This is a genomic window from Nocardioides humi (genome assembly GCF_006494775.1).
Lineage (GTDB): Bacteria > Actinomycetota > Actinomycetes > Propionibacteriales > Nocardioidaceae > Nocardioides > Nocardioides humi.
This window is the reverse complement of record NZ_CP041146.1, coordinates 5,378,562-5,405,081: the sequence shown is the minus strand read 5'-3', so window position 1 is coordinate 5,405,081 and position 26,520 is coordinate 5,378,562. Positions and strand designations below refer to the sequence as shown.

Genomic DNA, 26,520 nt, shown 5'->3' with positions numbered 1-26,520 from the left:
CTCACTTCAGCTCTCGTCGAGGATGCGCGAGACGTAGCGCGCGACTGCGCGCACGGCCGCCATCGTTCCGGGGTAGTCCATGCGGGTGGGACCCACGATGCCGAGCGCGGCGAGCGCGTCGTCGGGGCCGTAGCCGGTGGCGACGACGCTGGTCGACGCCAGCTCCTGGATCGGGCCCTCGGCGCCGATCCGGACGGTCACCGCGCCACCGCTGGTGGCCTCGCCCAGGAGCTTGAGGAGCACGACCTGCTCCTCCAGCGCCTCGAGCAGCGGCCGGACCGAGGTCTCGAAGCTGTCGCCGAACCGGGCGAGGTTGGCGGTGCCGCCGACCACGACCCGCTCGTCGGAGCGGTGGTCGCTCATCGCCTCGACCAAGATCTCGACGACGGCGACCGTGGCACCCGACGCGCTCGGCGTACCCTCCTCGGCCCGGACCAGCGCGTCGAGCGCGGACGCGGCGTCGGCGATCACCTCGCCGGTCGCGGCGAGGTTGATCCGGGTCCGCAGCGTGCCGAGATCGTCGTCGTCGATCTCGTCGTCGAGCTCGACCAGGCGCTGCTCGACCCGGCCGGAGCTGAGGATCAGCACCAGCAGCAGCCGGGACGGCGTGAGCGCGACGACCTCGATGTGACGCACGGTCGAGCGGGACAGCGTGGGGTACTGCACCACCGCGACCTGCCGGGTCAGCTGCGCCAGCAGCCGCACCGAGCGGTGCACGACGTCGTCGAGGTCGACGGCGCCCTCGAGGAAGCCGGCGATGGCACGGCGCTCGGCGGAGGTGGTCGGCTTGACCGTCGAGAGCCGGTCGACGAAGAGCCGGTAGCCCTTGTCGGTCGGCACTCGCCCGGCGCTCGTGTGGGGCTGGTGGAGGTAGCCCTCCTCCTCCAGCGCGGCCATGTCGTTGCGGATGGTCGCCGGAGAGACGTTGAGGTGGTGGCGCTCGACCAGGGCCTTCGAGCCGACGGGCTCCTCCGTCGCGACGTAGTCCTCGACGATCGCCCGCAGCACGGCGAGCCTGCGGTCCTCCTGCATGTCCACCTCCTCACTGTCCGTTCGCCCACGACTGGCACTCCGCCGCAGGGAGTGCCAATCCTAGCGCCGAACCCGGCGATTCCCCGGACCGCGGGACCCACCCTTCCCCCGCGTCGCCCGATCGAGTAGGTTAGGCTCACCTAATCTTTCGCAGACGTCGGAGATGAAGGAGAGGACATGACGGTCGACCCCGGTCTCGACACGAACCGCATCGCCGCGGCGGCGCGGAGCATCCTGGCCTGCCCCCACGAGGTCCAGCTGGTCGTCGACGGCATCGACGACGTCAGCGGCGGGCTCGAGGAGACCGGCCTGGAGATGCAGGACCACGGCGGCCGCCCGCTCCTCTCCTGCCCCGCCGACTCGGCGCTCGCCGTCGCCGCCACCGACCGGCGCGGCGCCCTGCTCACCCTCACCAGCGGGCTCGGCGCCGACGGCTCCCCCGACCGGGACGCCACCCTGACCCTCTCGGGCCGGCTCGAGGCGGTCGGCCTCGAGCAGTGCGAGTGCTGCGACGAGATCCGGATGCGGGTGAGCCTGCAGCTCGACTTCGTGCTCCTCGCCCGCGCCAGCGCCCCCGAGGACGCACCCGAGGGCACCCGGGTCCGGGTCCCCCTCGGCGCCTTCGCCTCCCACGAGCACGAGCTCAACCGCGGCTTCCTCCAGCGCTCGACCGAGCACGCCAACCTGTGCCACCAGGACGAGCTGCGCCGCGCGGTCTCCGCCATGACCCAGACCCGGCTCGGCGAGGTCGTCGGCGTCCACCTCACCGAGCTGAGCGCCGAGGGGGTCGTCCTCCAGTGGGTCGACCTCACCGGCGCCCACAGCGCCGAGCTGCGGTTCCCGCACCCCGCCGGCTCCGCCCACGAGCTGGGCGACCTGCTCCGCTCGGAGCTGCACGCCGGCCTCTGCTGAAGGGCGGCCGGCGTCGGCGTCCTCCGACGCCCGTACCCTGGCCCCGTGCCGTTCACCGAGGTCGCGGACCGGATCTGGGTCCGCCGTGTGCCGTCGTACGACGTCAACCTGACCGTCGTCGGCGGCGAGCGCGGCCTCGTCGTGGTCGACACGCTCGCCACCGCCGCGGAGGCCGGGGCGGCGATCGCCGCGATCGGAGACCTGCGCGCGGGCCGGGTCGTCGCGGTGGTCAACACCCACGACCACTTCGACCACGTGCTCGGGAACGCCACCTTCCGGGAGCGGTACGACGACCCGCCGGTGCACGCGACCGAGGAGGCCGCCGCCCGGACCGACCCGGCCGCGCCGCCCGCCGACCGCACCTTCTCCAGCGCCGCGGTGATCGACCTCGGCGACCGCCAGCTCGAGCTCGTCCACCCCGGACGCGGGCACACCGCCGGCGACCTCGTCGTCCGGGTGCCCGACGCGGACGTGCTGCTGGCCGGCGACCTGGTCGAGGAGTCCGCCCCGCCCTCGCTCGGCGCGGACTCCTGGCCACTGGAGTGGCCGCAGACCCTCGACCTCGTGCTCGGGCTGCTCACGCCGGACTCGGTGGTCGTGCCGGGGCACGGCGGCACCGTCGACCGGCGCTTCGTCGAGCAGCAGTGCGACGACCTGCGCGCCGTCGCCGAGACGATCCGCGACGTCGCCACGCGCGGCGTGCCGGAGGCCGAGGCGCTGGCCTCCGCCACCTGGCCGTTCCCGGCCGAGGCGCTGCACCACGCGGTCGCCCGGGGCTACGCGCAGGTGCCTCCCGCGCGCCGCCAGCTCCCGCTCGCCTGAGCCGCCGGCCCCGCCGAGCGGGCGGCCTGCCCCCTCCAGGGAGTACGGCAGGCACGCATGCCAGGACAGGTGCTGGCACTGATGCGCCGCACCGCGCCGGTCGGCGACGCTGAAGGCGACCGACCACCCTCTCGGAGGATCCCATGAACCGGCGCCTGCTCCCGCTCGCCGCCGCCACGGTCACGGCCGTGGCGCTCACCGCCGTCCCGACCCCACCGGCGGCCACGGCCGCCGACGAGGTCACCCTCACCTACTCCTTCACCGGCGGCGAGCAGACCTTCACCGTCCCCGCCGGGGTGTCCGCCCTGAGCATCACCGCGTACGGCGCCCGCGGCGGCAACAGCGCGTCGGGCGGGGACGGCGTCAAGCTCGGCGGCGCGGGAGGAGCCGTCAGCGCCACGCTCCCGGTGACGCCCGGGCAGGTCCTGTACATCAACGTCGGCGGCGTCGGCGCCACGGGAACGATCTCGGGCTCGAACCCGGGCGGGTTCAACGGCGGCGGATCGGGACGGAAGACCGCCGGTAGTGGCGGCGGCGCGAGCGACGTGCGCACCACCCCCCGCAGCCAGAATCTGCCGGCCACACGGATCATCGTCGCCGGCGGCGGAGGAGGCGCCTCGGCCAGCCCCGGCGAGGCGTACTACGGCGCCGGCGGGCCCGGCGCCCTGACCCTCGGCCCGGTGCCCTCCGGGAACCCGGGCTGGATCGGCGGCGCCGGGTGCTCGGCGGGCGCCGGCGGCGGCGGGGGGAACACGGTCGGGGGCGCCCCCGGCACCGGTGCCTCACGCCCGCCGGCGGCCACCGCGGACTCGGGCAGCTCCGGCGTCCTCGGCACCGGTGGCGGCGGGGCACCGCGGACGACGGCGCCGGCGGTGGCGGCGGAGGCTGGTTCGGCGGAGGCGGGGGCGGCGCGGGCCGGCTGTTCACCAACCCCGTCTGCTGGGGCCACCCGGGCGGCGGCGGAGGTGGGTCGTCGTACGTCGGGCCGGGGGGAACGGGCATCAGCACGGGCTCGGCCGGGGCCAACCCCGCCAGGGTCGTCCTGCGCTACCAGCAGCCGGACTCGCCGCCGTCCGCGAAGGCGGCCACCGCCCTGCAGCTCGAGGCCAAGCCGAAGCGCGACCGCAAGGCGCCCTACGCCTACCGGGTGCGGGGCCGCGTGGACGGAGTGTTCCCTGCCGACGCGATCCGCTGCCAGGGGACGGTCCGGCTGACCGTGAAGAAGGGCGGGCGGACCCTCAAGAAGGCGACGACGGCGCTCTCGGCGGACTGCACGTTCGCCAAGCGGGTCAAGGTCACCCGGGCCAAGCTCGGCACCGGCAAGAGGACCAAGCTCACGATCAAGGTCCGCTTCCCGGGCAACCCGGCGCTCGAGCCGAGCACGGGCACCCTCCCGGTGCGCGCCAACTGATCCGGGCGGCGTCCCGCGCGGAGTGTCAGCGCCGCCACCGGCTGCGGTCGACGTAGGTTGGTCCGTCGTGGATCGCTACGGGACCGACGTGCTGTCGGGCGACTGGAAGGTGCCCCAGCGGGGCCGGGCCGTGGAGGCGCCGGCCGACCTCGGCCAGGTGGTCGAGGAGGTCACCACCGACTTCTGCGGCGAGATCGTGGCCGTCGACCGCGACCTGCACACGGTGACGCTCGAGGACCGGCGGCTGAAGCGGCGTACCTTCCCGCTCGGAGCGGGCTTCCTGCTCGAGGGCAGGCCGGTCATCCTCACGGCGCCGGTGACCAAGGCGGCGCCCGCCAGGCCGACGCGTACGGCGAGCGGCTCGATCGCGGTCCACGACGCGAAGGCGCGGGTGGCGCGCGCCAGCCGGATCTTCGTCGAGGGCCGGCACGACGCCGAGCTGGTCGAGAAGGTGTGGGGCGACGACCTGCGGATCGAGGGCGTGGTCGTGGAGTACCTCGGCGGCGTCGACGACCTCGCCGACCACCTGCGCGACTTCAAGCCCGCGCCCAACCGGCGGGTCGGCGTGCTGGTGGACCACCTGGTCGCCGGCTCCAAGGAGAGCCGGATCGCGCAGGGCATCATGAGGTCGGCGGTCGGCAAGGACGTGCTGATCGTCGGGCACCCGTTCATCGACATCTGGCAGGCGGTCAAGCCGTCGCGGCTGGGGTTCGAGGCCTGGCCGAAGGTGCCCAGGGGCATCGACTGGAAGAAGGGCACCTGCCAGCAGCTCGGCTGGCCGCACCGCGACCAGGCCGACATCGCCCGGGCGTGGAAGCACATCCTCGGCGGGGTGCGCGGGTTCCAGGACCTCGACCCGGCCCTGCTCGGGCGGGTCGAGGAGCTGATCGACTTCGTGACCACATCCTGAGACTGGGCATGCGGTTTGGGACCAAACCGCGGCTTTTCCGGCCTCAGGCATGCAGTCTCTGCCCAATCGACGAGCCCTCAGAGCCCGCTGCGGTACCGCTCCAGCACCTCGTCCACCCGGGCCTGGTCCCGCGCGCCGAGCGGCAGCAGCAGCTCGGTCACGACGTCGGTGAGCTCGGCGATCCGGCGGTTCAGCTGCCGGTTCTCCTGCACCTCCTCCTCGAGGGCCCGCACCCGCTCGCGCAGGCCGGCCCGCTCGCGGATCCGGTTCGCGACGGGGGCGGGGAGGCGGTGCCGGGCCTGCGTGCGCAGGCGCTGCCTCAGCTCGTCGGTCGTCATCGGGTCTCCTCCTCGTCGGGCGCGGGCCAGGCGGCGCGCATCCGGCACACGGCCGGGTCGGGCAGGTCGAACATGTCCTCGCCGAGGCCGACGGTCGCCAGCTCGACGACGCCGCCGGACCGCTCGATGGCGGTGCGTACGACGTCGGGGGCGACCCGGCGGACCAGTCCACCGGGCTCCACGGGGGTGCCCGCCGCGCCGTCCGGGCCGTCGTAGGTCGTCGCGAACTCCAGGAACAGCCGCCCGCCGCCGGGCCGCAGGGCCATCCGGGCGAGCAGCCACAGCTGGTCGAGCGCGGCGGCGTCGAGGCAGCCGACCAGGTGGCGGGCGTAGAGGTGGTGGGGGTCGCGGGCCAGGCGGGTGCCGTGGACCAGCGTGGAGCGCAGCTCGCCGAGGATCAGCTGGTCGGTGTCGACGGCGACGCCCGCCCGCCGGGCGCGGCGACGCACGACGCCGAGGCTGCCGCGGGAGAAGTCCAGCGCCTCGACCCGGCGCCCGTCCCGCGCGAACCACAGCGCGTCCCGTCCGCCGCCGGCGCCGAGGTCCACGACCGGGAGCGCACCCAGCTGCGGCGCGACCCACGCTGCGAAGGTCGAGGCCCGCTTCGGCACCGCCGCCCGCCGCGGCCCGTTGTGGAACTCCGTCCACCGGCCCATCTCGGTGCGGAACCCGCGCAGCCACCCGTCGAGACGGCGTACGCCGGCGGGCGGGTCGGCGTACTTGAACGAGGGGTCGGGCGTGCGCCAGTGCGGGCCGTAGAGGAAGGCGAGCATCGCCTCGGGGTCGCGCGGGGCCGGGAAGTCGTGCCCGTGCAGCGAGATCGTCGAGAACGGCACGATCGCCTCGCGCGGCAGCCGGCCGCTGCGGTTGCCGAGCTGGTAGAAGGTGCCGCCGACGTGGAAGGCGGCGAACACGTCGATGTGGCAGTACCGGCCGTCGGAGAGCGGCAGCAGCAGCTTCACGTCGCCGCCGGACATCCGCAGCAGCCGCCAGCCGCGGGCCCGCATCGCGCGCGAGATGCGGTACGACTCGGTCACCACGTCGGCCGGCGAGGTGTGCTCGGACAGGTAGCACAGGTCGGTGTCGGAGTCGTGCGCGAGCATCCGGCCCTCGCGGACCGCGCCGAGCAGCGCCCCGTAGTTGAGGTACGCCGCCACGCCGGCGTGCTCGCGCAGGTCGTCGATCGCGCGGCGGGTCCCCGCCAGGATCTCGTCGCGGATGCCCTCGTCGGTGGCGGCGAAGGAGCGGGCGAGGTGCCCGACCTTGTCGACGCTGAGCCGATGGCCGGCACCGTCCACCACGGCCAGCACGCCCTCGCCGGAGCCGAGGCCGACCTCGTCGTCGTACAGGACGGCGGCGCCGGCGCCGTCGGTGACCCGGACCCGCCCGCGGCCGCTGAGGTAGGGCCGGAGCACGCCGGGCCAGGGCACCAGGACGCCCCCGTCGGCGGGCCGGCCGTCGCGCAGCGGGGTCAGCGACCAGACGTAGTGGCCGTCGATCTCGACCACGAGCGGCTGCGCGCCAGGCGGAACCAGGAGGCCGTCGTCGGAAACGGCGACGCTCATGCCGAGGAGGCTCCGGGCGTCCCGGACGAGCCGCGGTGGGCCAGCGCCTTGCGCAGCGCGGTCGAGGAGGTCTGCAGGGTGTAGGGGAAGTAGCTGACCTCGACGCCGAGCGCGGCCATCTGCCGCTCCAGGCGCCGGCCCTTGGGCGTCCCCTGCCAGTCGTCGCCCTTGAAGATCCGCTGGAAGCCGACGTCGCGCCAGGAGTCGGTCTTGTCGGCGGTGACCTCGGCGTAGACGGCGTCGACGATGCCGATCGCCTCGACGATCTCCAGCCGCTCGGCGAGCGGGACGGTCGGCAGCACGCCCTTGGTCTCGAGGCAGATCTCGTCGGCGACCACGCCGGCGACCAGCACGTCGCACCACTGCCGCGCCTGGCGCAGCGCATTGAGGTGGCCGACGTGGAACAGGTCGAAGGCGCCCGGCACATACCCGATCACAGGTCCCGACTTCATAAAGTCGAGTATAACACTAGATTTAAATGCTGTTTACCTCAGCAGGCGGTGCACGACACCGTCGGCGAGCAGCCGGCCGCGTGACGTGAGCACCACCCGGTCGGCGCGGTCCTCGACCAGGCCGTCCTCGACCAGCCCCGGCAGCGCGCCGCGGCCGGCCTCGTCGAGCGCCGCCACCGGCAGGCCGCTGCGCAGCCGCACCTCCAGCAGCACCCGCTCCACCCGCTGCGTCTCCGCGTCGAGCACCTCCCGGGCGTGGGCCGGCGTCACGCCCCCGGCCAGCCGGCCGGCGTACGCCGCCGGGTGCTTGACGTTCCACCAGCGCACCCCGCCGACGTGGGAGTGGGCGCCCGGCCCGATCCCCCACCAGTCGGCGCCCGCCCAGTAGCCCAGGTTGTGGCGGCAGCGGGCGGCGTCGTCGCGCGCCCAGTTGGAGACCTCGTACCAGCCCAGCCCCGCCGCGCCGAGCCGCTCGTCGGCCTGGACGTACTTGTCGGCCAGGTCGTCGTCGTCCGGCATCGGCAGCTCGCCGCGTCGTACCCGGCGGGCCAGCGCCGTGCCGTCCTCGACGATGAGGGAGTACGCCGACACGTGGTCCGGCGCGCACGCGAGCGCCGCCTCCAGCGTGTCCTCCCAGTCGGCGTGGCTCTCCCCCGGCGTGCCGTAGATCAGGTCCAGGCTCAGCTGCTCGAAGCCGGCGGCCCGGGCCGCCTCGACGACTCCCGGCACCCGGCGCGGGTCGTGGGTGCGGTCGAGCACCTCCAGCACGTGCGGCACCGCCGACTGCACGCCGAGCGACAGCCGGTTGTACCCGGCGGCCCGGAGCCGCTCGAGGTAGCCGAGGTCGACGGAGTCCGGATTGGCCTCGGTGGTCACCTCGGCGTCCGGCGCCAGGCCGAACTCGTCGTCGATCGCGGCCAGGATCCGGCCGAGGTCCTCCGGCGGCAGCAGCGTGGGGGTGCCGCCGCCGAGGAACACCGTCGCCACCGGGAGGTCCTGCTCGCCCAGCACGCGGCGGGCCAGCCGGACCTCGGCGACCGCCTGGTCGGCGTACGTCGCCCGGGAGACACCGGGTCCCAGCTCCTCGGCGGTGTAGGTGTTGAAGTCGCAGTAGCCGCAGCGCACCCGGCAGAACGGGACGTGGACGTAGAGCCCGAACGGGCGGGTGCCGAGCCCGGCGAGCGCCTGCGGCGGGAGCCCGCCGTCGGGCGGGACGGGCTCTCCCTCGGGCAGCGCGGACGGCATCCGGCCATTGTCCTCCCCGGGCCGTCCTACCCGGCGGCGAGGCTCCCCTCCGGCGGCGGGTCGCCCCACCGGCCGCCGTCGACCGCGCGCTCCTCCGCGAGCCGCGGCCAGTCGCCCTGCGCCCGCGTGGCGTCCTTCGGGTCGATCGCGACCGGGATCTCGGCGCCCGGGTGGACGTACCACCGGACGTACGGCGGCACGTGGTCGCGGTGGATCGTCGCCCGCGCGCCGTCGGCCCGCTGGACGACGACGTCCCAGTCCTGGCTGGGCATCCCGAGCACGCGGGCCTGCTCCACCGACACCACGACCGCTGTCTCGGCGGGCCACTTCCGCAGCCGCGACAGCACCCGGGCGTCCAGGGAACGGTCGTCGACGCCCTGCTCGGGCACCTTCCGGGAGCGCCGGCCGGGGTCGGTCCAGCCGCCGAGCCGGCCCGCCATCGCGGCGACGTCGAGTGCCACGGTGTCACCGTCGGTCCGCACCCGCACCGTCGCACCCAGCCGGATCACCGGCGCGAGGTCGTCGCCGAAGCGGAGCGCCCCGGCCCTCGCCTCCGGTGCGCGCCACTCCAGGCGGACCTGGGTCTCGGTGGTGCCGTCGTTGAGGCGCCGCCTGATCCCGGTCACCACGGCCTCGCCGGTGCTGCCGGTCGCCGCGAGCTCCTCGGCGCGCTCGAAGCGGCGGTCCCGGAACACGTGCAGCTCGGCGCTGGTCTTCGCCTGCTCGGCACGGTTCGCCGCACCGATGAGTCGGTCCAGGAGTCCCATGAGCGGATCGTAGGCGCTCCGCGGCACCCGGCCGGGTGCCGCGGAGTCTCACTCCGGTGTCAGCCTGCGCTCGCCCCGCGGCCGACCGCCCGTCGTCAGCCGTAGAAGGACTCGATGAGGTCCTTGTTGTTGTTCTCGACGACGGTGCGCTTGACCTTCAGCGACGGGGTGAGCTCACCGGACTCGATGGTGAGGTCGTGGTCGAGGAGCTTCCACTTCTTGATGGTCTCCCAGCGGTTGAGCTGGGCGTTGAGCTCGTCGACGTACTCCCCCACCATCGCCTGAACGGCGTCGTCGTTGACGAGGGCGGTGTAGTCCTTGCCCTCCTTGCCGTTCTCGGCGGCCCAGCCGGCGATGGCGTCGGGGTCGAGGGTGATCAGCGCGGAGACGAAGTTGCGCTCCGCGCCGAAGACCATGAACTGGCTGACGTAGGGGCAGATCGCCTTGAACTTGGCCTCGATGGCGGGCGGGGCGATGTACTTGCCGCCGGAGGTCTTGAAGAGCTCCTTGATCCGGCCGGTGATCGTGAGGAAGCCGTCGGCGTCGAGCTCGCCCTTGTCGCCGGTGCGCAGCCAGCCGTCCTCGGTCAGCGTCTCGCCGGTCGCCTCGGGCCGGTTGTGGTAGCCGGCCATGACGTGCGGGCCCTTGAGCTGGACCTCGCCGCCGTCGCCGATGCGGACCTCGGTGCCGGGGAACGGCTGGCCGACGGTGCCGAGCTTGTAGGCGTCGGGGTGGTTGACCGTGGCGCCGGCGGCGTTCTCGGTCATGCCGTAGCCCTCGAGGATGAGGATGCCGGCGGCGTGGAACCAGGCGGCGATGTCGGCGTTGAGCGCGGCCGAGCCGGAGATGAAGAACTTCACCCGGCCGCCGAAGCGCTCGCGGACCTTGCTGAACACCAGCTTGTCGAACAGCCGGTGCTGCAGCTTGAGCGGCAGCGGGACGGACTTGCCGGCCAGTTCGAGCTGGTCGACCTTGCGGCCGACCTCGAACGCCTTGAGGAAGATCTTCTCCTTGGCGCCGCCCTCGGCGGCCTGCATGGTGACGATCCGGGCGTGCGCCTTCTCGAAGATGCGCGGCGCGGCGCCCATGAAGGTCGGCTTCACGACGCCCAGGTTGTCGACGATCTTGTCGACGCGGCCGTCGATCGCGGTCGCGAACCCGCACGCGAGCTGGGTGGAGAGCAGCACCTTGCCGAAGGAGTGGGCCATCGGCAGCCAGAGGAACTGCAGGTCGTCCTCGTGGAGGATGTCCTGGGTCTTGATCGCCTCGCCCTCGAACACCCACGCGCGGTGCAGCGTGCGCACGCCCTTGGGCTTGCCGGTGGTGCCGGAGGTGTAGATCAGCGTGGCGAGCTGGTCGGGGCCGATGCCGCGCGCCACCTCGTCGACCGCGTCCGGGTGCTCGGCCAGGTGGGCGTCGCCGAGCTCGGCGAGCTGGTCGAGCGAGATCACCCAGTCGCCGTCGGCCAGGCCGTCGTCGAAGCTGACGACCTTCGCCAGGGCGGGGAGCTCGCCCTGGTGGTCGCGCAGCTTGGCCAGCTGGGTCTCGTCCTCGGCGAAGACGATCCGGCACTCGGAGTCACCGAGGATGTACGCCGTGTCGTCGCCGCCCGTGGACGGGTAGACGGTCGTGGTGGCGCCGCCGGCGCACATGATGGCGAGGTCGGCGAGGATCCACTCGTAGCGCGTGGACGACGCGATGCCGACCCGCTGCTCGGACTCCAGGCCGAGCGCGAGCAGCCCGGCGGCGAGGCGGCGTACCCGGTCACCGGCCTGGCGCCACGTCACCGACTCCCAGGCCTCGCCGCGCGGGAAGCGGAAGGCCTCCCGGTCGGCGCTCCTCTCCACCCGGTCGAGGAACTGCACCGCGCAGTTCTGCGGCATGTGCTCGAGGAAACTCGTGTCGTGGTTGATGGGCATGGCGCTCCCTTGCGTCTGCTCGTCCGAGACCGGCCTAACTGAGCAGTAACCTAAGCCACGGGTTCCGCGGGCGGTAGCGAACCGGCCGTCCTCTGGACGAATTCCTCCGCTTTCGCGCGCACCTTGGGCACCAGGCCGTCGATCACGAGCAGGTCCGGGAGCCGGCTGCGGTCGGTGCTGAGCGCCACGAACATGTCCCGGACGGTCACGCCGTGCCCCGGCGCGTGCACCACCTCGACCGGGTCGCCGGGTGCGATCCGGCCGGTCTCCAGCACCCGGAAGTACGGCCCCGGCCGGGCCTCCGCGGTGAACCTCTTGACCCAGGCCCGCGGGTCGTAGCCGCTCTCCCCATCCAGCCCTTGAAGTCGTTGCAGGGGATGCGCACGGCGACGGCCTCGAGGAGCACGCCGACGCCGGGTAGACCGACGCGCAGCCGGCTGCCGATCTCCAGGGCGTTGACGTCGATGCCCTCGGTGGTGAGGTTCTCGCCGAACTGGCCGTCGCGGATCGGCATCCCGAGCCGCTGCTCCCAGAAGTCCAGGTCCTCGCGCGCGTAGGCGTACACAGCCTGGTCGAGCCCGCCGTGGTGCTGGGTGTCGGAGACCTGGTCGCCCTCGATCCCGAGCGGGTGGACCTCGACCGGGCCGCCGACCGCGCGCTTGTCGATCGACGTCCGGCCGAGGCCGGCCCACTCCTTGTCCTGCGGCCGACCGACACTGATGGTGCGCACGAACGACATGCTCCGAGGCTACCGTCGGGGATGTCTCGGATCCTGCTGGTTTCCTGCCTCGTGCTGGGCCTGGCCGCCTGCACCGGCGGGGACCGGACGCCCGCAGGCCCCGGCGGTCCCGGCAGTCCCGGCCCGACGGCGCCGTACGCCTTCGCGGCCGAGGCGCCCGGCGTACCGGACGGCTTCCGGGAGATGCGCTGCCCCGACCTGCGCGGCGACGGCACCGGACTGACGGTGCGCCTGGTCGTGCCCGTCGCGACGACGGGCGGCCAGCAGTCCGGCAACGTCTGCTCCTACAGCCACGGCTACGTCCGCGGCGTGGGCGTGGAGCTCGGGCCGGACGAGACCCTCGCGGACTACCGCGCCGAGGAGCTGGACCCGTTCGAGGACATCGGCGGGGACGACGAGGTCAGCGACATCGCCTACCGTGCGGACGCCCCCGGCCTCGACGGCCGGCCGGCGGAGGAGCTGACCTACCGGGTCTACAACGACGGCCTGCCCTATCGGCAGGTCACCGTGCAGTCGGCCGGCGTCCGGCTCGGCTGGTCGGTCCCCGACGAGAGGCCGCGCCGGTTGGACGCCTTCGACGTCGTCCGCCGCTCGGTCGGGGTCGACGCCGGCACGACCTCGCTCTGCCCCAGCTGGGGCCGGCCCGACCGGGCGACCCTGGTCTTCACCCCGCCGCCGGACGTGGGCTGGATCGAGCGCGAGCGCGGCCACTGCCGGATCTACGTCGAGGGCGCCCCGACCGTCCTGGAGTACGGCGCCGTGCACCCCGCCCCCGGCCCGCTGGAGGACCTGGCGGCCCGGGTGCGCCGGGACCCCGAGGCGACCCGGGTCCGGCTCCGGCGCGGCGCCGGCGAGATCGACGGGGAGTCGGCCGACCGGCTGACCTGGGTGGTGGTGCGCACCGAGGAGACCGAGACCTACGAGCCGCCCGGCACCTGGCGGATCGTGGCGCTGCAGAGCCCGAGCGCCCGGGTCGAGTGGGGCGCGACGCCGCAGTGGTGGCGGGCCCACCGGTCGACGTACGACGACCTGGTGGCGTCGGTGCGGGTCAGTCCTGGACCGCCTTCGCGACCGTGATGCAGGCCGTCACGTGGACGCGCTCCGCGGCCTCGAGGGGCCGGTGGGCGCGGACGGCGTCCTCGTGCGCCCAGTGGGCGTTGAGGACCGAGCGGACGACGACCCAGTCCCGAGCGCGGGCCTCGTCGAGCCCGGCGGCGTCGACGAGGGCGTGGAAGCGGCGGCGGATGCCGTCGCGGACCGATCCGGCGGCCCAGGGGGCGGCGTACTCCTCGAACCGGTCGCGCAGCATCGGCTCCAGCTCGTAGTGCGGGTCGCCGTTGGTCGGCTTCGGGTCGATGACCAGCCAGGCGTCCTCGCCGTCGCGGCGACCGCGCAGCACGTTGCCGTAGTGCAGGTCCCGTGGATCACGGCGGTCGCGGGCTCGGCGACCAGGTCCCGCGCCAGCCCGAGCGCCTGCTCGACCAGTCGCCGCGGGACCGGGACGCCCTGGGCGTCGCGGGCGAGGGCGGCCGCCCAGCGCTCGACATACGACGCCTGCGTGCGCAGCTGCGGCATCGGGGGCACGTGCAGGTCGGCGTACCTGCTCGCGACGACCTCGCAGGCCTCCACGTCCCAGGCCTCGCCGAGGTCCTCGCGGTCGAGCCGCTCGAGCAGCAGCGCCCGGCGGCCCGGGTCGGCGCGCAGCAGCTCGACGGCGCCGCGGCCGCGCCAGCGCTGCAGGGCGAGGTGCTCGTGCTGCGACTCGTCGTCGGGCAGCCCGACCTTGAGAGCCGCGGGCGTGCCGTCCGCGGTGGCGACGGGCAGCACGAGCGAGCAGAAGCCGTGCCAGCTCTCGCCCTCCGGCGTGAGCTCCCAGTCGTCGAGGACCGCCTGGGTGGTCGCGGGGAGCCGGTCCAGCCACGCGGCCCACTCGGGCCCGAGGGCGCGCCGGGCGTCGAGCTCGGCGGGGACGGTCACGGACGCGGGCACGGGGTCATCCCACCAGAGCCGGCCAACCGACGTACCGTGCGAGGCATGCGGATCGACGACATCCGGCGGATCGACCTCGGCAGTGGTCAACTGCCACGGCGTCGGCGTGGTCGGTGGACGTGCTCGCCGCGCAGGCCCGCGAGCGCTGCGGTGTGGGAGCCCTGAGCGCTACTTCTTGGGCTTGTCGCCCGACGGGCCGCTGGTGGAGAGCGCGGCGACGAAGGCCTCCTGGGGCACCTCGACCCGGCCGACCATCTTCATCCGCTTCTTGCCCTCCTTCTGCTTCTCCAGCAGCTTCCGCTTGCGGGTGATGTCGCCGCCGTAGCACTTGGCGAGCACGTCCTTGCGGATGGCGCGGATGTTCTCCCGGGCGATCACCCGGGCGCCGATGGCGGCCTGGATCGGCACCTCGAACTGCTGGCGCGGGATGAGGTCCTTGAGCTTGCCGGCCATCATCACGCCGTAGGAGTACGCCGCGTCCTTGTGGATGATCGCGGAGAAGGCGTCGACCGGCTCGCCCTGGAGCAGGATGTCGACCTTCACCAGGTCGGCGGCCTGGTCGCCGGAGCGCTCGTAGTCGAGGCTCGCGTAGCCCTTGGTGCGGCTCTTGAGCTGGTCGAAGAAGTCGAAGACGATCTCGCCCATCGGCAGGGTGTAGCGCATCTCGACCCGGTCGGCGGAGAGGTAGTCCATGCCCTGGAGGCTGCCGCGCTTCTCCTGGCACAGCTCCATGATCGTGCCGATGTAGTCGCTCGGGCTGAGGATCGTGGCCTTCACGACGGGCTCGCGGACCTCGTCGACCTTGCCGTCGGGGTACTCGCTCGGGTTGGTCACCTCGATGACCTTGCCGTCCTCCATGTGCACCTCGTAGACCACGTTGGGCGCGGTCGAGATGAGGTCGAGGCCGAACTCGCGCTCGAGCCGGTCGCGGGTGATCTCCATGTGGAGCAGGCCGAGGAAGCCGCAGCGGAAGCCGAAGCCGAGCGCGCCGGAGGTCTCCGGCTCGTAGGTCAGCGCCGCGTCGTTGAGCTGGAGCTTCTCCAGGGACTCGCGCAGCACCGGGTAGTCGTCGCCGTCGATCGGGTAGAGCCCGGCGTACACCATCGGGTTGGGGTGCTGGTAGCCGCCGAGCGACTCCGTGGCGCCGTGGTGCTGGGAGGTGACGGTGTCGCCGACCCGGGACTGGCGGACGTCCTTCACGCCGGTGATCAGGTAGCCGACCTCGCCGACGCCGATCTCCGCGGCCTTCACCGGCTCGGGGCTGATCACGCCGACCTCGAGCATCTCGTGGACCGCGTTGGTCGACATCATCTTGATCCGGTCGCGGTGCTTGAGCTTGCCGTCGACGACCCGGACGTAGGTGACCACGCCGCGATAGGTGTCGTAGACGGAGTCGAAGATCAGCGCACGGGCCGGGGCGTCGGCGTCGCCCACCGGCGGCGGGGTCTGCTTGACGATCTCGTTGAGGACCTTCTCCACGCCGAGGCCGGTCTTGGCGCTCACCCGGAGCACCTCGTCGGGGTCGCAGCCGACGATGCCGGCCAGCTCCTCGGCGTACTTGTCCGGGTCGGCGCTGGGCAGGTCGATCTTGTTGAGCACCGGGATGATGTGGAGGTCGGCGCCCATCGCGAGGTAGAGGTTCGCCAGGGTCTGCGCCTCGATGCCCTGCGCGGCGTCGACCAGCAGGATCGCGGCCTCGCACGCCTGCAGCGAGCGGGACACCTCGTAGGTGAAGTCGACGTGGCCCGGGGTGTCGATCATGTTGAGGACGTAGGTGCCGGGCTCGGCGCCCTCCTCGTTGTCCTCCGCGACCGTCCACGGCATCCGCACGGCCTGGGACTTGATGGTGATGCCGCGCTCGCGCTCGATGTCCATCCGGTCGAGGTACTGCGCCCGGGCCGCACGCTCGTCGACGACGCCCGTGAGCTGCAGCATCCGGTCGGCGAGGGTCGACTTGCCGTGGTCGATGTGCGCGATGATGCAGAAGTTGCGGATGATCGCGGGGTCGGTGCGACCCGGCTGCGGGGCGGAGGCTGGCATGGTGCCGCCCATTGTCCCGGATGCCGCTCCGGTTCGCTAAACCGCCGCGAGCCCCGCCGGGCGCAGGGTCGCCTGCTCGACGCCGCCGACGTAGGTGCGCAGCACCTCGGTGGTGAGCAGCGCCTCGGGCCGGGCGGCGAACGGGTCGGCGGCGAGCACGACCAGGTCCGCGGCCATGCCGGGGGCGAGGGTGCCGATCCCGCCCTCCAGCCGGGAGGCGTACGCCGCGTCGCGGGTGGCGTGGGTGAGCGCCTCGGCCAGCGGTACGGCGAGGTGCGGGGTGTTGGCGGGCAGGCCGGCCACCAGCGCGGAGCGGCGGGTGGTGGCGACGTACATATTGGGCAGCGGCGGGTGCGGCGCGGTGGGCGCGTCGGTGCCGAAGGCGAGCACAGCGCCCGCGTCGGTCATCTCGCGCCACGGGTAGCCGCGCTCGACGCGCTCGTCGCCGAGCATCGCGCGCCAGTTGTCCTGGATCGCGGGGTCGGCGTGGACGGGCTGCATGGAGGCGACGACGCCGAGGCGGGCAAGCCGGGCGACGCTCTCCTCGGAGACCACCTCGAGGTGCTCCATCCGGTGCCGGCGCTCGCGCGGACCGTTGACCCGGATCGCCTCCTCGAGCGCGTCGAGGGCGATCGCCGAGGCCTCGTCGCCGATGGCGTGGATCGCGATCTGCAGCCCGGCCGCGTCGGCCGCGACCACCACCGGGGTCAGCGCCGCGCGGTCCCAGATCGGCGCGGCGTTGCTGCCGTCGGCGTACGGACGGGCCATCGAGGCGGTGCAGCTGTCGATGACGCCGTCGGCCATGATCTTGATGCCGGCGATCCGCAGCCGGTCGCCGTCGAGGCGGCGGGCGTGGGCGATCGCGGTCTCGACCTGGGCGAGGTTCTCGGCCTCGGTCGCGGCCGGCTTCACCAGCCAGTGGCCGACGATCCGCAGCGGCAGCGCGCCGGCGGCGAGCGCCCGCTCGAAGGTGGCCAGGTCGTGCGCCTCGACGCCCATGTCGACCACGGTGGTCACGCCGTCGGCGAGATAGCGCGCGCAGGCGGTCCGCAGCCAGGCGTCGCGGTCGGCGTCGGTGACCTGGGCGGCGAGGAAGGAGCGGGCCAGGCCGAGCGCGGCCATCTCGCTGAGCAGGCCGGTGGCCTCGCCGGCGGCGTCGCGCTCGATGGTGCCGCCGATCGGGTCGGGGGTGCGCTCGTCGATGCCGAGCTCGCGGAGCGCGGCGGAGTTGACCCAGGTCGAGTGCAGGTCGTTGGCCTGGAGGTAGACGGGAACGCCGGGTACGACGGCGTCCAGCAGGTCCTTGTGAGGGGCACGGCCGCCGAGGGCGGGGTACAGCCAGCCGTTGCCGATGACCCGCGCGCGGCCCTCGGCGGCAGCCGCGACCCGGTCCTGGATCTCGGCGAGGCCGGCGGCGTCGACGAGGGCGACCTCGCCCGCCGCGGCGCCCATCTCCACGAGGTGGGTGTGCGCGTCGACGAAGCCCGGCAGCACGAAGGCGCCGTCGAGGTCGACGACGGTCGCGCCCGCGGGAGCGTCCGCGTCGACGGCCCGGATCCGGCCCTCGGCGATGACGATCGCGTCGGCCCAGGGCGGTCGGGGTCGGCGGTGAAGATCCGCGCGTTGCGCAGCACGAGGGTCTCGTCGGCGGCGGTCATCGGGCGGTCCTTCCGTAGAGCAGGCGGGTCAGGCCGACGTACAGCGCGGAGGCACCGATCATGCCGACGGGCAGGGAGAGGTCGAGGCCGTCGAGGGCCTTCGCGACCGGGCCGGTGAAGGCCTCGGTGCTCGCGCACGTCAGCGCGGCGGCGAACGAGGTCAGGCACGCGATCGCGCCGGCGAGGTTGACGCCGCCGGTGTACCAGTAGCGGGAGGCCGGGCCGTCGACGCTGAGCTCGATGCCGTCGTACCGGTTGCGGCGCAGGAGGATGTCGGTCACGTAGATCGCCATGATCGGGCCGACCAGCGCGACGAGCAGGACCAGCGCGCTGCTGACCGTGTCGAGGAAGTCGAAGACGAAGAGCGCGTAGAGGGTCATCCCGGCGCCGATGAGCGCGGTCACGGCGACGCTCGCCACACGGGTGAGCGGGACGCCGACGGCCTGGAGCGCGAGCCCGGAGCTGTACGTCGTGAGCGCGTTGTTGGCGAGGATGCCGACGAGGATCGCGACCAGGAAGACCGTGATCAGCCAGCCGGGCACGATGCCCTGCAGCCCGGTCTCGGGGTCGGACAGGTCGGTGACGGTCGCCGCGAGGGCGCCGACGGTGAGGAAGACGACATTGGGGACCGCGCCGCCCAGGGCGGTGTACGACGCCACCGCGACCGGGTTGGTGGAGCGGGGCAGGTAGCGCGCGAAGTCCGAGCTGATCGTGTACGACAGCGGGGTCGCGGCGATCAGGGTGACGGCGGCGAGCCAGGTGATCCACAGGTCGGCGCCGTGCAGGGCGACCGGCGGCGTGTAGGAGAGGTCGGCGTCGGCGACGAGGAAGACCGAGACGACCAGGAAGACGACCGTCAGGCCCGCGGACAGCGGGCCGTAGAGCCGCATGATCAGGCCCTGGCCGTAGACGGAGATCGCGGTCGTCGCCGTCGCGATGACGAGCACCACGACGACCTGGACCGGCGTCGAGGAGCCGATCCCGAGGCGCTGGGTCAGGGCGAAGCCGATGATCGAGGCGGTCACCCAGTTCAGCGCGATGTAGCACAGCGAGACGAACCAGCCGTTGACCGCGATCGCGACCCGGTTGCCGCGCACGCCGTACATGGTGCGGGTGACGACCTGGCTGGGCGTGCCGGAGGCGGGGCCGGTCACCGCGACGATGCCGGTCGCGATCGAGAACAGCGAGCCGGCCACGACCGCGGCGACGGCCTGGACGAGGGAGAGGCCCATCAGGACGAGCACGCCGCCGACGACGAAGGAGAGGTAGTTGACGTTGGGCGCCACCCACAGCGCGAACAGGCTGCGGGCGGTGCCGTGCCGCTCGGCGTCCGGGATGACGTCGATGCCGTGGGCCTCGACGTGGCCGGGCAGCAGGCCGTCGTCGGCCGGCGGGGTCGCGATGCCGACCTGCTCGGGCGTCGGTGTCTGGTCGATGGCCATGGCTCTCCCGTGGTGGGTCCGTCGGCGCGGGCGCCGAGTCGGTGTGTCGCGGGTCACGCTAGGCAGCCAAAACGATTTGGGCCAGACCTGGGCCGATGGTGGCCAAAACGGTTTGGTACCACCTACGGTGGCTGCCGTGGCAGCCCGCCGACCCACCATCCGCGACGTCGCGCGGCGCGCCGGCGTCTCGGTGACGACGGTGTCGCACACCTTCACCGGCAACGGGACGGTCGCCCCGGCCACCCAGCAGCGGGTCCGCAGCGCCGCGCACGACCTCGGCTACCGCCCCGACGTCATCGCCCAGGGCCTGCGCCGCAACCGGCTCGGCGTGATCGCCCTCGTCGCCCGCCAGCTCGACGCGCTGCGGCCCGACCTCCTCGTCGACGTCGACTACTTCGCCCGCTTCGCCGGCGCGGCCGCGGTCGCCTCGCTCGCGGAGGGCCTGGGCCTGATGCTCGTCTCCGACCCGACCGGACCCCGGGCCGCCGGCGCGGCCCTCGCCAGCGACGGCTTCATCGTCACCGAGCCCGTCACCGACGACCCGCTGGTCGCCATGCTCACCAGCGCCGGGATCCCGTTCGTCACCGTCGGCGAGGTCCCCGGCGGCGCCCCCGTCGACGACCCGGCCGCTGCTCCGCTCGTCGACATCGAGTCCGGTCGGCTGACCACGCTCGCGCTCGACCACCTCTGGGAGGCCGGCGCCCGCCGGATCGCCCTGGTCACCGGCACCGACCGCAACGAGTGGAACCTGCGCACCGCCGCCGTCTACCGGCGCTGGGCGGCCTACCGCCGGATCACGCCGGCGATGGCCCATGTCCCGGAGGCGCTCGACGACGAGGGCGGGCGCCGCGCCGCCGCGACCCTGCTCGACGCCGGTCCTCCCCCGGACGGCGTCTACGCCCTCACCAGCAACCATGCGCTCGGCGTCGTCTCGGTGCTCTCCGAGCGCGGGCTGCGCGTGCCCGAGGACGTCCGGATCGTCGCCGGCTCCGACGCCGAGAGCCTGCGCACCGCCCATCCCGCCATCTCCTCCATCGACCTCCAGCCCGACGAGCTGGCCCGTCGCGCCGTCGAGGCCCTCGTCGCCCGGCTCGACGACCGGCCGGCCCCCGACCACACCGGCGAGCCGGTCGGGCAGCTCGTCGTCCGGGCGTCCTCCGGCTCCGCGTGATGAGCCTTCGACCATGATGGGCCGCGTGTTCCCCACCGCCATCCCCCACGGACGGACCGCCCGGCGCCTCCCCTGGGCGCACCTGCCCCCGCTCGTGCGCCACGCGGTCGAGCGCCGGCTGGGCTCGCCGGTCGTGGACGCCGCCTCGCAGGACAGCGGGTTCACGCCCGGCTTCGCGTCGGTGCTGACCTGCGCCGACGGCACCCGGACGTTCGTGAAGGCGGCCTCCGCCAAGGCGCAGCAGGTGTTCGCGGACGCCTACCGCGAGGAGGCGCGCAAGCTCGCGGCACTGCCCGCCGCCGTACCCGCTCCGCGACTGCTGTGGACCGACGACGTCGCGGACTGGTTCCTGCTCGCCACGGAGCACGTCGACGCCCGGGCCCCGCACCGCCCGTGGCGCGACGACGACCTGGCCGCCGCGTCGGCGATGGCGGTCGCCATGGCCGGCGCCCTCACCCCGGCGCCGCGGATCCCGCTGGACAGCGCGGTGGAGGAGTTCGCGACCTGGCCCGCGCTCTGGGACCGCATCGACCACCCGCGCGCGGCCGAGATCCGGGCGCTGGCCGAGCGGTACCCCGACGTCGTCGCCGGCGACACCCTCGTCCACACCGACATCCGCGACGACAACATCCTGCTGCGCCCCGACGGCACCGCGCTGCTGTGCGACTGGAACTGGCCGACCGTCGGCGCCCCCTGGCTCGACTCCCTGCTCCTGCTCATCGGACCGCGCGGCGACGGCCTCGACGTCGAGGCCCACATCGCCGCCCACCCGCTCCTCGCGAGCGTCCCCGCCGAGCACGTCGACGTCTTCCTCGCGCTGATCCTCGGCTACTTCGCGGCCAGCGCCCTGCAGCCGGTCCCGCCCACGTCGCCGTACATCCGCGAGGCGCAGGCCTGGCAGCGCGACGTCGTCGACCACTGGCTCGCCGAGCGGCGCGGCTGGTCGGTCTGAGCCGTCGTGGTTCCGCGGCGGTGTCTCTCCGACCGACGTGTCCGACCGGCGCTCGCGCGACGGCGCTGATTTGGGCGGCGGATCGACCCGCTGTTAGTCTTGCTGGTCGCGTCTCCGCGTTCCGCCCTGCCCGCCCTCTGCTCACGCAGTCGAGGCGATCAGGACCACGGCGACCGAGACGCGCTCCGGACCAGAACCAGCATCCCACCTGACACAGAGGCGAGTAACACGTGGCGAACATCAAGAGCCAGATCAAGCGCAACAAGCAGAACGAGAAGCGTCGCGAGCGCAACAAGGCCGTCAAGTCCGGCCTGAAGACCGCGATCCGCAAGTTCCGCGAGGCCGCCGAGGCCGGCGACAAGGACAACGCCGTCGCCCTGGCCCGCGAGGCCGGCAAGAAGCTCGACAAGGCCGCCTCCAAGGGCGTCATCCACAAGAACCAGGCCGCGAACCGCAAGTCGTCGATCGCGAAGCAGGCCGCCTCTCTCTGAGACCACCCTGCTGGCTCCGGTCCTGAGCCATCACGACAAGGGAGTCCCCGTCCGGGGGCTCCCTTCGTGATTTCCGCGGCACGCCGATGACCGGCGGTCCCCGGCCGGACAGGCGGCCCTGGGTCAGCCGCGGCGGAGGGCGGTGACGGTGAGGACCAGGCGCTCGAGGGCGTACGACGCGTCGCTGGCGGCGCCCTTGATGTCGGCGTCGGCCTGGGCGACGGCGCGGATGGCGCGGGCCAGGCCGGCGTCGGTCCAGCCGCGGGCCTGGTCGCGCAGCGAGCGCAGCTTCCACGGCGGGACGCCGACCTCGCGGGCCAGGTCGGCGTCGCGCATCCCGCGCGGGGCGCTCACCAGCCGGGCCAGGCCGCGGGCGCTGCCGGCGAAGGCGGAGGTGATCAGCACGGCGGCCGTGCCGGAGTCGAGCGCCCAGCGCAGCTCCTCGAGCGCGACCCGGTCGCGACCGGCGAAGGCAGCGTCGGCGACCGCGAAGGACTTCGCCTCGGCCCGGCCCCCGAAGTAGCGACGGACCTGCGCCTCGCTGATCCGCTCCCCCGGGAAGTCGTTGGTCAGCTGGTGGACCGCGCCGGCCAGGGAGCGCAGGTCGCGGCCGATCGCCTCGATCAGGGCGTCGGCGGCCTCGCGCTCGATGCCGGCGCCGAGGCGGCGTACCTCGCCGGCGACGAATCCGGGATAGTCCGACGGGCGGAGCTCCTCGGACTTGTGCTCGGTGACCGCGGGCAGCTTGCGCAGCTTGGTGAGCACGCCGCTGCCCTTCTGGCCACCGCCGTGGACGAGCACGAGGGCGACGTCCTCGACGGGCGCGGCGGCGTACCCCAGCAGGCCCTCGACGGACTCGTCCGGCAGGTTCTCCAGGCCGCGGACCACCACGCAGCGGACCGCGGAGAACAGCGACGGCGCCGCCATCTCCCCGAGTGTGGCCAGGGTGAGGTCGGCCGCCGGGCTGTCGGCGAACTCCGCCTCCGGGTCGTGGCCGCGCACCGCGGCCCTGACGTCGTCGACCGTCCGGGCGCCGAGGAACTCCTCCTTGCCGGTGACCAGGATGACCCGGCCCAGCACGTCCTCGGCCCGCATGTGCTCACCCTCCCACACGCCCCCGACACCGCAGCCATCACCTCCGGGTGACCGTGCGGACCCCGCCGGAGCCGTCCGCGACCACCGCGACCTCGCCGTCGCGGTCGGTCCGCAGCACGCGCGCGCCCCGCGCCTCGAGCGCGCCCACGACCGCCGCCGACGGGTGGCCGTAGTCGTTGTCGGCACCGACCGACACCAGCGCGACCTCGGGACGGAGCGACACGAGCCAGGGCAGGTCCTGGTGGGAGCTGCCGTGGTGGGGGACCTTGACCACGTCGACGTCGAGGTCGCCCACCAGCCGCGCCACCTGCCCCTGTCCCGGCGGCTCCAGGTCGCCGGTGAGCAGCAGGCGCAGGCCGGTCACCTCCACGAGCAGCACCACGCTGGCGTCGTTGGCCGTGCTGCCGTCGCCCGGCCCCGGGACGGGCTCGCCCGGCAGCTCCGGGTGGAGCACCTGCACGGTGGCGTCGCCGATCCGCCGGGTCGCGCCGTACGACGCCGTCGTCACCGGCACGCCCGCCTCCGCCGCCGCGCGCCGGACCAGGTCGACCCCGCCCGGAGGGTCGGCCAGGGCCGTGGTCTCGACGGCGTCGACACGGCGTCCGGCGAGGACGCCCTCGAGGCCGTCGACGTGGTCGGCGTGGAAGTGGGTGATCACCTCTTTGCAAGTTGTACGCTCCAACAGTGGAGACTAAACGAGCCGTCGGATACGTGAGACTGTCCAACCTGACCGAAGTGACCACCTCCCCCGAGCGGCAACGCGAGCAGATCCGCGCCTACTGCGAAGCCCGAGGCTGGGACCTAGTGGACATCGTGGAGGACCTGGGCGAATCCGGCAGCCGTGTCGGCAAGGGGCTCGAGCGGCCCGGCCTCCAACGCATCCGCAACGACTGGACCCGGTACGACGTGATCGTGTCCGCGAAGCTCGACAGGCTGGCCCGCAACGTCCGCGACTTCACCAGCCTCGCCGAGGAAGCCAGAGACAACGGCTGCGACCTGGCGGTCGTGAGCGAAGGTCTCGACCTGTCCACGCCCACCGGCCGTTTCGTCGCGACCATCCTCGCCGCCTTCGCGGAAATGGAGGCAGACCAGATCAAGGAACGCATCCTGGCGATGCGCACCGACGTTCGCACCAACCACATGGGGCGCTTCATGGGCGGCATGGTGCCCTACGGCTACCGGCCCGCCCCCGCGCCGCAGGGGGCAGCACCCTCGTGGTGGACGAGGCCGAAGCCGCGTTGATCCAAGAGGCCGCACGGCGAGCGCTAGCCGGCGAGACGCTATACAGCATCACCAACGACTGGAACGCCCGCGGCCTCACCAGCAAACACGCCAAGCCGTGGATCGCGACCACCCTCCACGGGGTCCTCACCGGGTACCCCGTGATCGGCGCCCAGTCCCACAAGGGCGAGCCGCTGCGCGACGGGAACGGAGTCGTTGTCGAGGTCTACCCCGCCATCCTGGACCGCTCCACGTGGGGACAGCTCCGCGCGATACTGGAACGACAGAAAGCCACCACTCGGAGAAGGAAGCCCGCCCTGATGCTTGCTGGACTGGCCGTCTGCGGCGGCTGCGGTACTCGGCTCTACTCCCGAACTCGGCCCGGAGGGAAGCCGCCCCTGTACGAGTGCAACGGCCGCCGGCAGGGCAACGGCTGCCGTGTCGGAACCATCACGGCGCACAACCTGGACGCCGAAGTGGAACGCCAGGTGCTCGGCAGGTTCTCCGATCACGTCGTCCTGCGCAGGGTCCAGGAGCAGAACGACCACACCGACGAGCTGGCCGAGGTAGAAGAGGCCATCCGGCAGACCACCCGCCAACTAGCCGAGGACGACGCCGACGAGCAGCAGACCCTGGCTCGGCTTGGCGAGCTGAAAGGCCGCCGGGCTCGCCTACGCGCCACCCCGGAAACCACGGAGGTGCTGCGGTGGCTCGCCTACGGAGACACCTATTGGGCCGAAGCAGACATGGGCACCCGGCGCGAGCTGCTGCAGGAGCTGCTCGAGGGCGTGAAGGTGACCGGCTCGAACACCCGCGGCGGAGGCTTCGACCCGTCCCGGGTAAGTCTCGACTGGTCCGAGACCGGATGGTGGATGGCCGGTCAGGAAGTCACCGGCAGCCAGCCGTGGCTTGTACTCGGCGGGATGCCGCAGGGCGCCTGTGAGGTGCGGATGCCGGACTGGATGGACGACCCCGCCGAGCGAGACCGGCGGTGGCGCGACACCCCGATGGGGCGTCTGTAATCCGGACCGGGCCGCACGCGACCGTGGAAACCGACATCCTTAGACATGACACCCGCGAAGGACCTGCGTGGGATCCGGCAGTTCGAACAGGTGTTCTAATGTGGTGGCATGCAGAACCCCGAGTCCCCACCGCGGATGCTGTTAGCCGGCGGCGTACGCCACGTGTGGGCGTGCCCACCAGGGCTACGCGGCTACGCGGCGGGGCTCGTGCTCGACTGGAAGCAGTCGGGCGAGGACTGGTGGTCTCTTGTCACGTCGGTTCCCTCGGAGCAGCTGGCAGCGGAGACGCAGTGGCTTCCGTCGCGGTCGCTGATCGCTCGACCGGGGAATCCGCCGTTGTTCGGGGCGCCGTATCAGGGGGTGGTGTGTCCGAGGTGTGGGCATGTGCTTGTGCCGCCCAAGGAGTGAGCGGGCTCACCTCATAGCCACTGTCGTAACGGCGACGTTCCTAACCGTTACGACAGTGGCGAGTCGGACCGTTGGCGTTACGCAACCGTGTTCGCGCGAACGCTGATTGAACTTCGCCCGCAAACGGGGACAGGGGTGCACACCCCAGGACGCCGCTGTCCCGGCCAGGTTTGCGTAATACGCGCGTAGTGTCCTAGTGTTGATGTCACGGTCGCCTTTCCTGGCTGACTCTCACGTCGAGCCCTTGGCCTCAGTCGCGGTCAGGGGCTCACTTGTATCCCGATGCGTTGAGCACGCCCGCTCCGCGTCGAACCCCGAAAGGTGGCGATCAGCCATGCCAACTGCGCGCCCTCGATACCTCAGCCAGCAGGCCCTTGCCGATGAGTTGGGGGTCTCTGTCAGGACAATCAGAAGGAGAATCGCCAGTGGCGCGATCCCTGGCTACCTCGTTGGCTCCCGCATCCGCGTGAAGGAATCCGACGCCGCGACTCTGATTCGCCCGATTGCCGCAGGGGTGGCTTGATGACCGGCCTTGACAGCGTCGTCGTGATCCGGTTCGGAGACGGTGACACAACTTCGCTGACCGTCACTCAGGCTTGCCGCCACCTGGGGGTCAGCGCCACTGAGTACGAAGCCGTCATGAACGATCTGGTAGCCAAGGGCTGGCTGGCGCCCTTGGACGACGGGAGCTTTGCCGCAGTCGTGCCGACTGCGGAGGCAGTGTGAAGGTGGCGGGTCGCCCGGCTCGCGACCGCAACGAGTACCGCGACGCGGTGTGGTCGTCCGACCTCAAGCCGCACCGCCGCCTTGCTGCTCTGTGCTTCGCAGATCATGCAGGCGACGGCAACACCAGTCAGGTGTGGGTGGCGACCGCCCGCGGCGTTGAGCGGACCGGGATGGGAAAGACGGCATGGCACGA

Annotated in this window: 26 protein-coding genes and 2 pseudogenes; 13 read left to right on the top strand and 15 right to left on the bottom strand. The window is 73.0% G+C overall.

What is annotated here, in order from left to right; all coding sequences use genetic code 11:
• Positions 1-6: 6 nt before the first annotated feature.
• Positions 7-1,032, bottom strand: coding sequence for a heat-inducible transcriptional repressor HrcA (gene hrcA / locus FIV44_RS26080; protein WP_141006996.1), 1,026 nt, complete (start codon positions 1,030-1,032; stop codon positions 7-9).
• Between the two features lie 177 nt (positions 1,033-1,209).
• Between hrcA and FIV44_RS26075 the strand changes: the two genes are divergently transcribed.
• The 5 genes and pseudogenes from FIV44_RS26075 to FIV44_RS26055 all read left to right on the top strand — a co-directional run bounded on the left by FIV44_RS26075 (position 1,210) and on the right by FIV44_RS26055 (position 5,087).
• On the top strand, positions 1,210-1,944 hold the full coding sequence (locus tag FIV44_RS26075) for a hypothetical protein (protein ID WP_141006995.1): 735 nt from the start codon (positions 1,210-1,212) through the stop codon (positions 1,942-1,944).
• Between the two features lie 45 nt (positions 1,945-1,989).
• Complete coding sequence (locus tag FIV44_RS26070; RefSeq protein ID WP_141006994.1) at positions 1,990-2,766, top strand: MBL fold metallo-hydrolase; 777 nt, start codon at positions 1,990-1,992, stop codon at positions 2,764-2,766.
• Between the two features lie 143 nt (positions 2,767-2,909).
• Positions 2,910-3,368 (top strand): annotated as a pseudogene (locus tag FIV44_RS34225) (glycine rich domain-containing protein); the annotation flags it as partial.
• Between the two features lie 116 nt (positions 3,369-3,484).
• Positions 3,485-4,177, top strand: a complete 693-nt coding sequence (locus tag FIV44_RS32715) for a hypothetical protein (RefSeq protein WP_246086626.1) — start codon at positions 3,485-3,487, stop codon at positions 4,175-4,177.
• Between the two features lie 67 nt (positions 4,178-4,244).
• Positions 4,245-5,087: a DUF3097 domain-containing protein gene (locus FIV44_RS26055; RefSeq protein WP_246086625.1), complete on the top strand. Its 843-nt coding sequence runs from the start codon at positions 4,245-4,247 to the stop codon at positions 5,085-5,087.
• 77 nt (positions 5,088-5,164) lie between these two features.
• Here FIV44_RS26055 and FIV44_RS26050 read toward each other — a convergent pair whose 3' ends face one another.
• The 8 genes from FIV44_RS26050 to FIV44_RS26020 all read right to left on the bottom strand — a co-directional run bounded on the left by FIV44_RS26050 (position 5,165) and on the right by FIV44_RS26020 (position 12,112).
• A complete protein-coding gene (locus FIV44_RS26050; RefSeq protein WP_141006990.1) occupies positions 5,165-5,425 on the bottom strand; it encodes a DUF6752 domain-containing protein in 261 nt (86 codons plus the stop codon).
• On the bottom strand, positions 5,422-6,990 hold the full coding sequence (locus tag FIV44_RS26045) for a class I SAM-dependent methyltransferase (protein ID WP_141006989.1): 1,569 nt from the start codon (positions 6,988-6,990) through the stop codon (positions 5,422-5,424). Before FIV44_RS26045 ends, FIV44_RS26050 begins: the two co-directional genes overlap by 4 nt.
• Positions 6,987-7,442 carry an FAD synthase family protein gene (locus FIV44_RS26040; protein WP_141006988.1) on the bottom strand — a complete coding sequence of 152 codons (456 nt, stop codon included), beginning with the start codon at positions 7,440-7,442 and terminating at the stop codon, positions 6,987-6,989. Before FIV44_RS26040 ends, FIV44_RS26045 begins: the two co-directional genes overlap by 4 nt.
• 33 nt (positions 7,443-7,475) lie before the next feature.
• The gene (gene hemW / locus FIV44_RS26035; RefSeq protein ID WP_141006987.1) at positions 7,476-8,687 is read right to left on the bottom strand and encodes a radical SAM family heme chaperone HemW; all 1,212 of its coding nucleotides are present in this window, start codon (positions 8,685-8,687) and stop codon (positions 7,476-7,478) included.
• Positions 8,688-8,713: 26 nt separating this feature from the next.
• On the bottom strand, positions 8,714-9,454 hold the full coding sequence (locus FIV44_RS26030) for a hypothetical protein (protein WP_141006986.1): 741 nt from the start codon (positions 9,452-9,454) through the stop codon (positions 8,714-8,716).
• A gap of 95 nt (positions 9,455-9,549) precedes the next feature.
• Positions 9,550-11,373 (bottom strand): AMP-dependent synthetase/ligase, encoded by a 1,824-nt coding sequence (locus FIV44_RS26025; RefSeq protein WP_181410842.1) that lies wholly within the window; start codon positions 11,371-11,373, stop codon positions 9,550-9,552.
• Between the two features lie 50 nt (positions 11,374-11,423).
• On the bottom strand, positions 11,424-11,567 hold the full coding sequence (locus tag FIV44_RS32710; protein WP_246086624.1) for a hypothetical protein: 144 nt from the start codon (positions 11,565-11,567) through the stop codon (positions 11,424-11,426).
• Positions 11,568-11,578: 11 nt separating this feature from the next.
• A complete protein-coding gene (locus FIV44_RS26020) occupies positions 11,579-12,112 on the bottom strand; it encodes an MOSC domain-containing protein (protein ID WP_246086623.1) in 534 nt (177 codons plus the stop codon).
• A gap of 21 nt (positions 12,113-12,133) precedes the next feature.
• On the opposite strand from FIV44_RS26020, the gene FIV44_RS26010 reads away from it, so the two are divergent.
• Complete coding sequence (locus FIV44_RS26010) at positions 12,134-13,189, top strand: hypothetical protein (RefSeq protein ID WP_181410841.1); 1,056 nt, start codon at positions 12,134-12,136, stop codon at positions 13,187-13,189.
• Here FIV44_RS26010 and FIV44_RS26005 read toward each other — a convergent pair.
• From FIV44_RS26005 to FIV44_RS25990, 4 genes and pseudogenes are all read right to left on the bottom strand, one after another.
• Positions 13,161-13,939, bottom strand: a pseudogene (locus FIV44_RS26005) (aminoglycoside phosphotransferase family protein). The gene FIV44_RS26010 and the pseudogene FIV44_RS26005 sit on opposite strands and share 29 nt — an antisense overlap.
• A 330-nt stretch (positions 13,940-14,269) precedes the next feature.
• Positions 14,270-16,141: a translation elongation factor 4 gene (lepA, locus tag FIV44_RS26000; protein WP_141006983.1), complete on the bottom strand. Its 1,872-nt coding sequence runs from the start codon at positions 16,139-16,141 to the stop codon at positions 14,270-14,272.
• 36 nt (positions 16,142-16,177) lie between these two features.
• The gene (locus FIV44_RS25995) at positions 16,178-17,698 is read right to left on the bottom strand and encodes an amidohydrolase (protein ID WP_281285886.1); all 1,521 of its coding nucleotides are present in this window, start codon (positions 17,696-17,698) and stop codon (positions 16,178-16,180) included.
• Positions 17,699-17,795: 97 nt separating this feature from the next.
• Entirely contained in the window at positions 17,796-19,241 is a 1,446-nt protein-coding gene (locus FIV44_RS25990) for a purine-cytosine permease family protein (protein ID WP_141006982.1), read from the bottom strand.
• Between the two features lie 136 nt (positions 19,242-19,377).
• On the opposite strand from FIV44_RS25990, the gene FIV44_RS25985 reads away from it, so the two are divergent.
• The 3 genes from FIV44_RS25985 to rpsT all read left to right on the top strand — a co-directional run bounded on the left by FIV44_RS25985 (position 19,378) and on the right by rpsT (position 21,855).
• Positions 19,378-20,412 carry a LacI family DNA-binding transcriptional regulator gene (locus FIV44_RS25985; RefSeq protein ID WP_246086622.1) on the top strand — a complete coding sequence of 345 codons (1,035 nt, stop codon included), beginning with the start codon at positions 19,378-19,380 and terminating at the stop codon, positions 20,410-20,412.
• Between the two features lie 13 nt (positions 20,413-20,425).
• Positions 20,426-21,364: a phosphotransferase family protein gene (locus FIV44_RS25980; RefSeq protein WP_246086621.1), complete on the top strand. Its 939-nt coding sequence runs from the start codon at positions 20,426-20,428 to the stop codon at positions 21,362-21,364.
• A 230-nt stretch (positions 21,365-21,594) separates the two neighbouring features.
• Complete coding sequence (gene rpsT / locus FIV44_RS25975) at positions 21,595-21,855, top strand: 30S ribosomal protein S20 (protein ID WP_141006981.1); 261 nt, start codon at positions 21,595-21,597, stop codon at positions 21,853-21,855.
• A gap of 123 nt (positions 21,856-21,978) precedes the next feature.
• Here rpsT and holA read toward each other — a convergent pair whose 3' ends face one another.
• Together holA and FIV44_RS25965 are read right to left on the bottom strand one after the other, a co-directional pair.
• Positions 21,979-22,950, bottom strand: coding sequence for a DNA polymerase III subunit delta (gene holA / locus FIV44_RS25970; RefSeq protein ID WP_141006980.1), 972 nt, complete (start codon positions 22,948-22,950; stop codon positions 21,979-21,981).
• A 37-nt stretch (positions 22,951-22,987) separates the two neighbouring features.
• Positions 22,988-23,608, bottom strand: a complete 621-nt coding sequence (locus tag FIV44_RS25965) for a ComEC/Rec2 family competence protein (RefSeq protein WP_181410840.1) — start codon at positions 23,606-23,608, stop codon at positions 22,988-22,990.
• A gap of 26 nt (positions 23,609-23,634) precedes the next feature.
• On the opposite strand from FIV44_RS25965, the gene FIV44_RS25960 reads away from it, so the two are divergent.
• From FIV44_RS25960 to FIV44_RS25945, 4 genes are all read left to right on the top strand, one after another.
• On the top strand, positions 23,635-24,192 hold the full coding sequence (locus FIV44_RS25960; RefSeq protein WP_342778858.1) for a recombinase family protein: 558 nt from the start codon (positions 23,635-23,637) through the stop codon (positions 24,190-24,192).
• Positions 24,168-25,193 carry a recombinase family protein gene (locus tag FIV44_RS25955; protein WP_181410838.1) on the top strand — a complete coding sequence of 342 codons (1,026 nt, stop codon included), beginning with the start codon at positions 24,168-24,170 and terminating at the stop codon, positions 25,191-25,193. The genes FIV44_RS25960 and FIV44_RS25955 overlap by 25 nt, the downstream gene beginning before the upstream one ends.
• A gap of 610 nt (positions 25,194-25,803) precedes the next feature.
• Entirely contained in the window at positions 25,804-26,124 is a 321-nt protein-coding gene (locus FIV44_RS33735) for a helix-turn-helix domain-containing protein (RefSeq protein ID WP_342778857.1), read from the top strand.
• Positions 26,124-26,327 (top strand): hypothetical protein, encoded by a 204-nt coding sequence (locus FIV44_RS25945; RefSeq protein WP_141006975.1) that lies wholly within the window; start codon positions 26,124-26,126, stop codon positions 26,325-26,327. The genes FIV44_RS33735 and FIV44_RS25945 overlap by 1 nt, the downstream gene beginning before the upstream one ends.
• Positions 26,328-26,520: the final 193 nt, after the last annotated feature.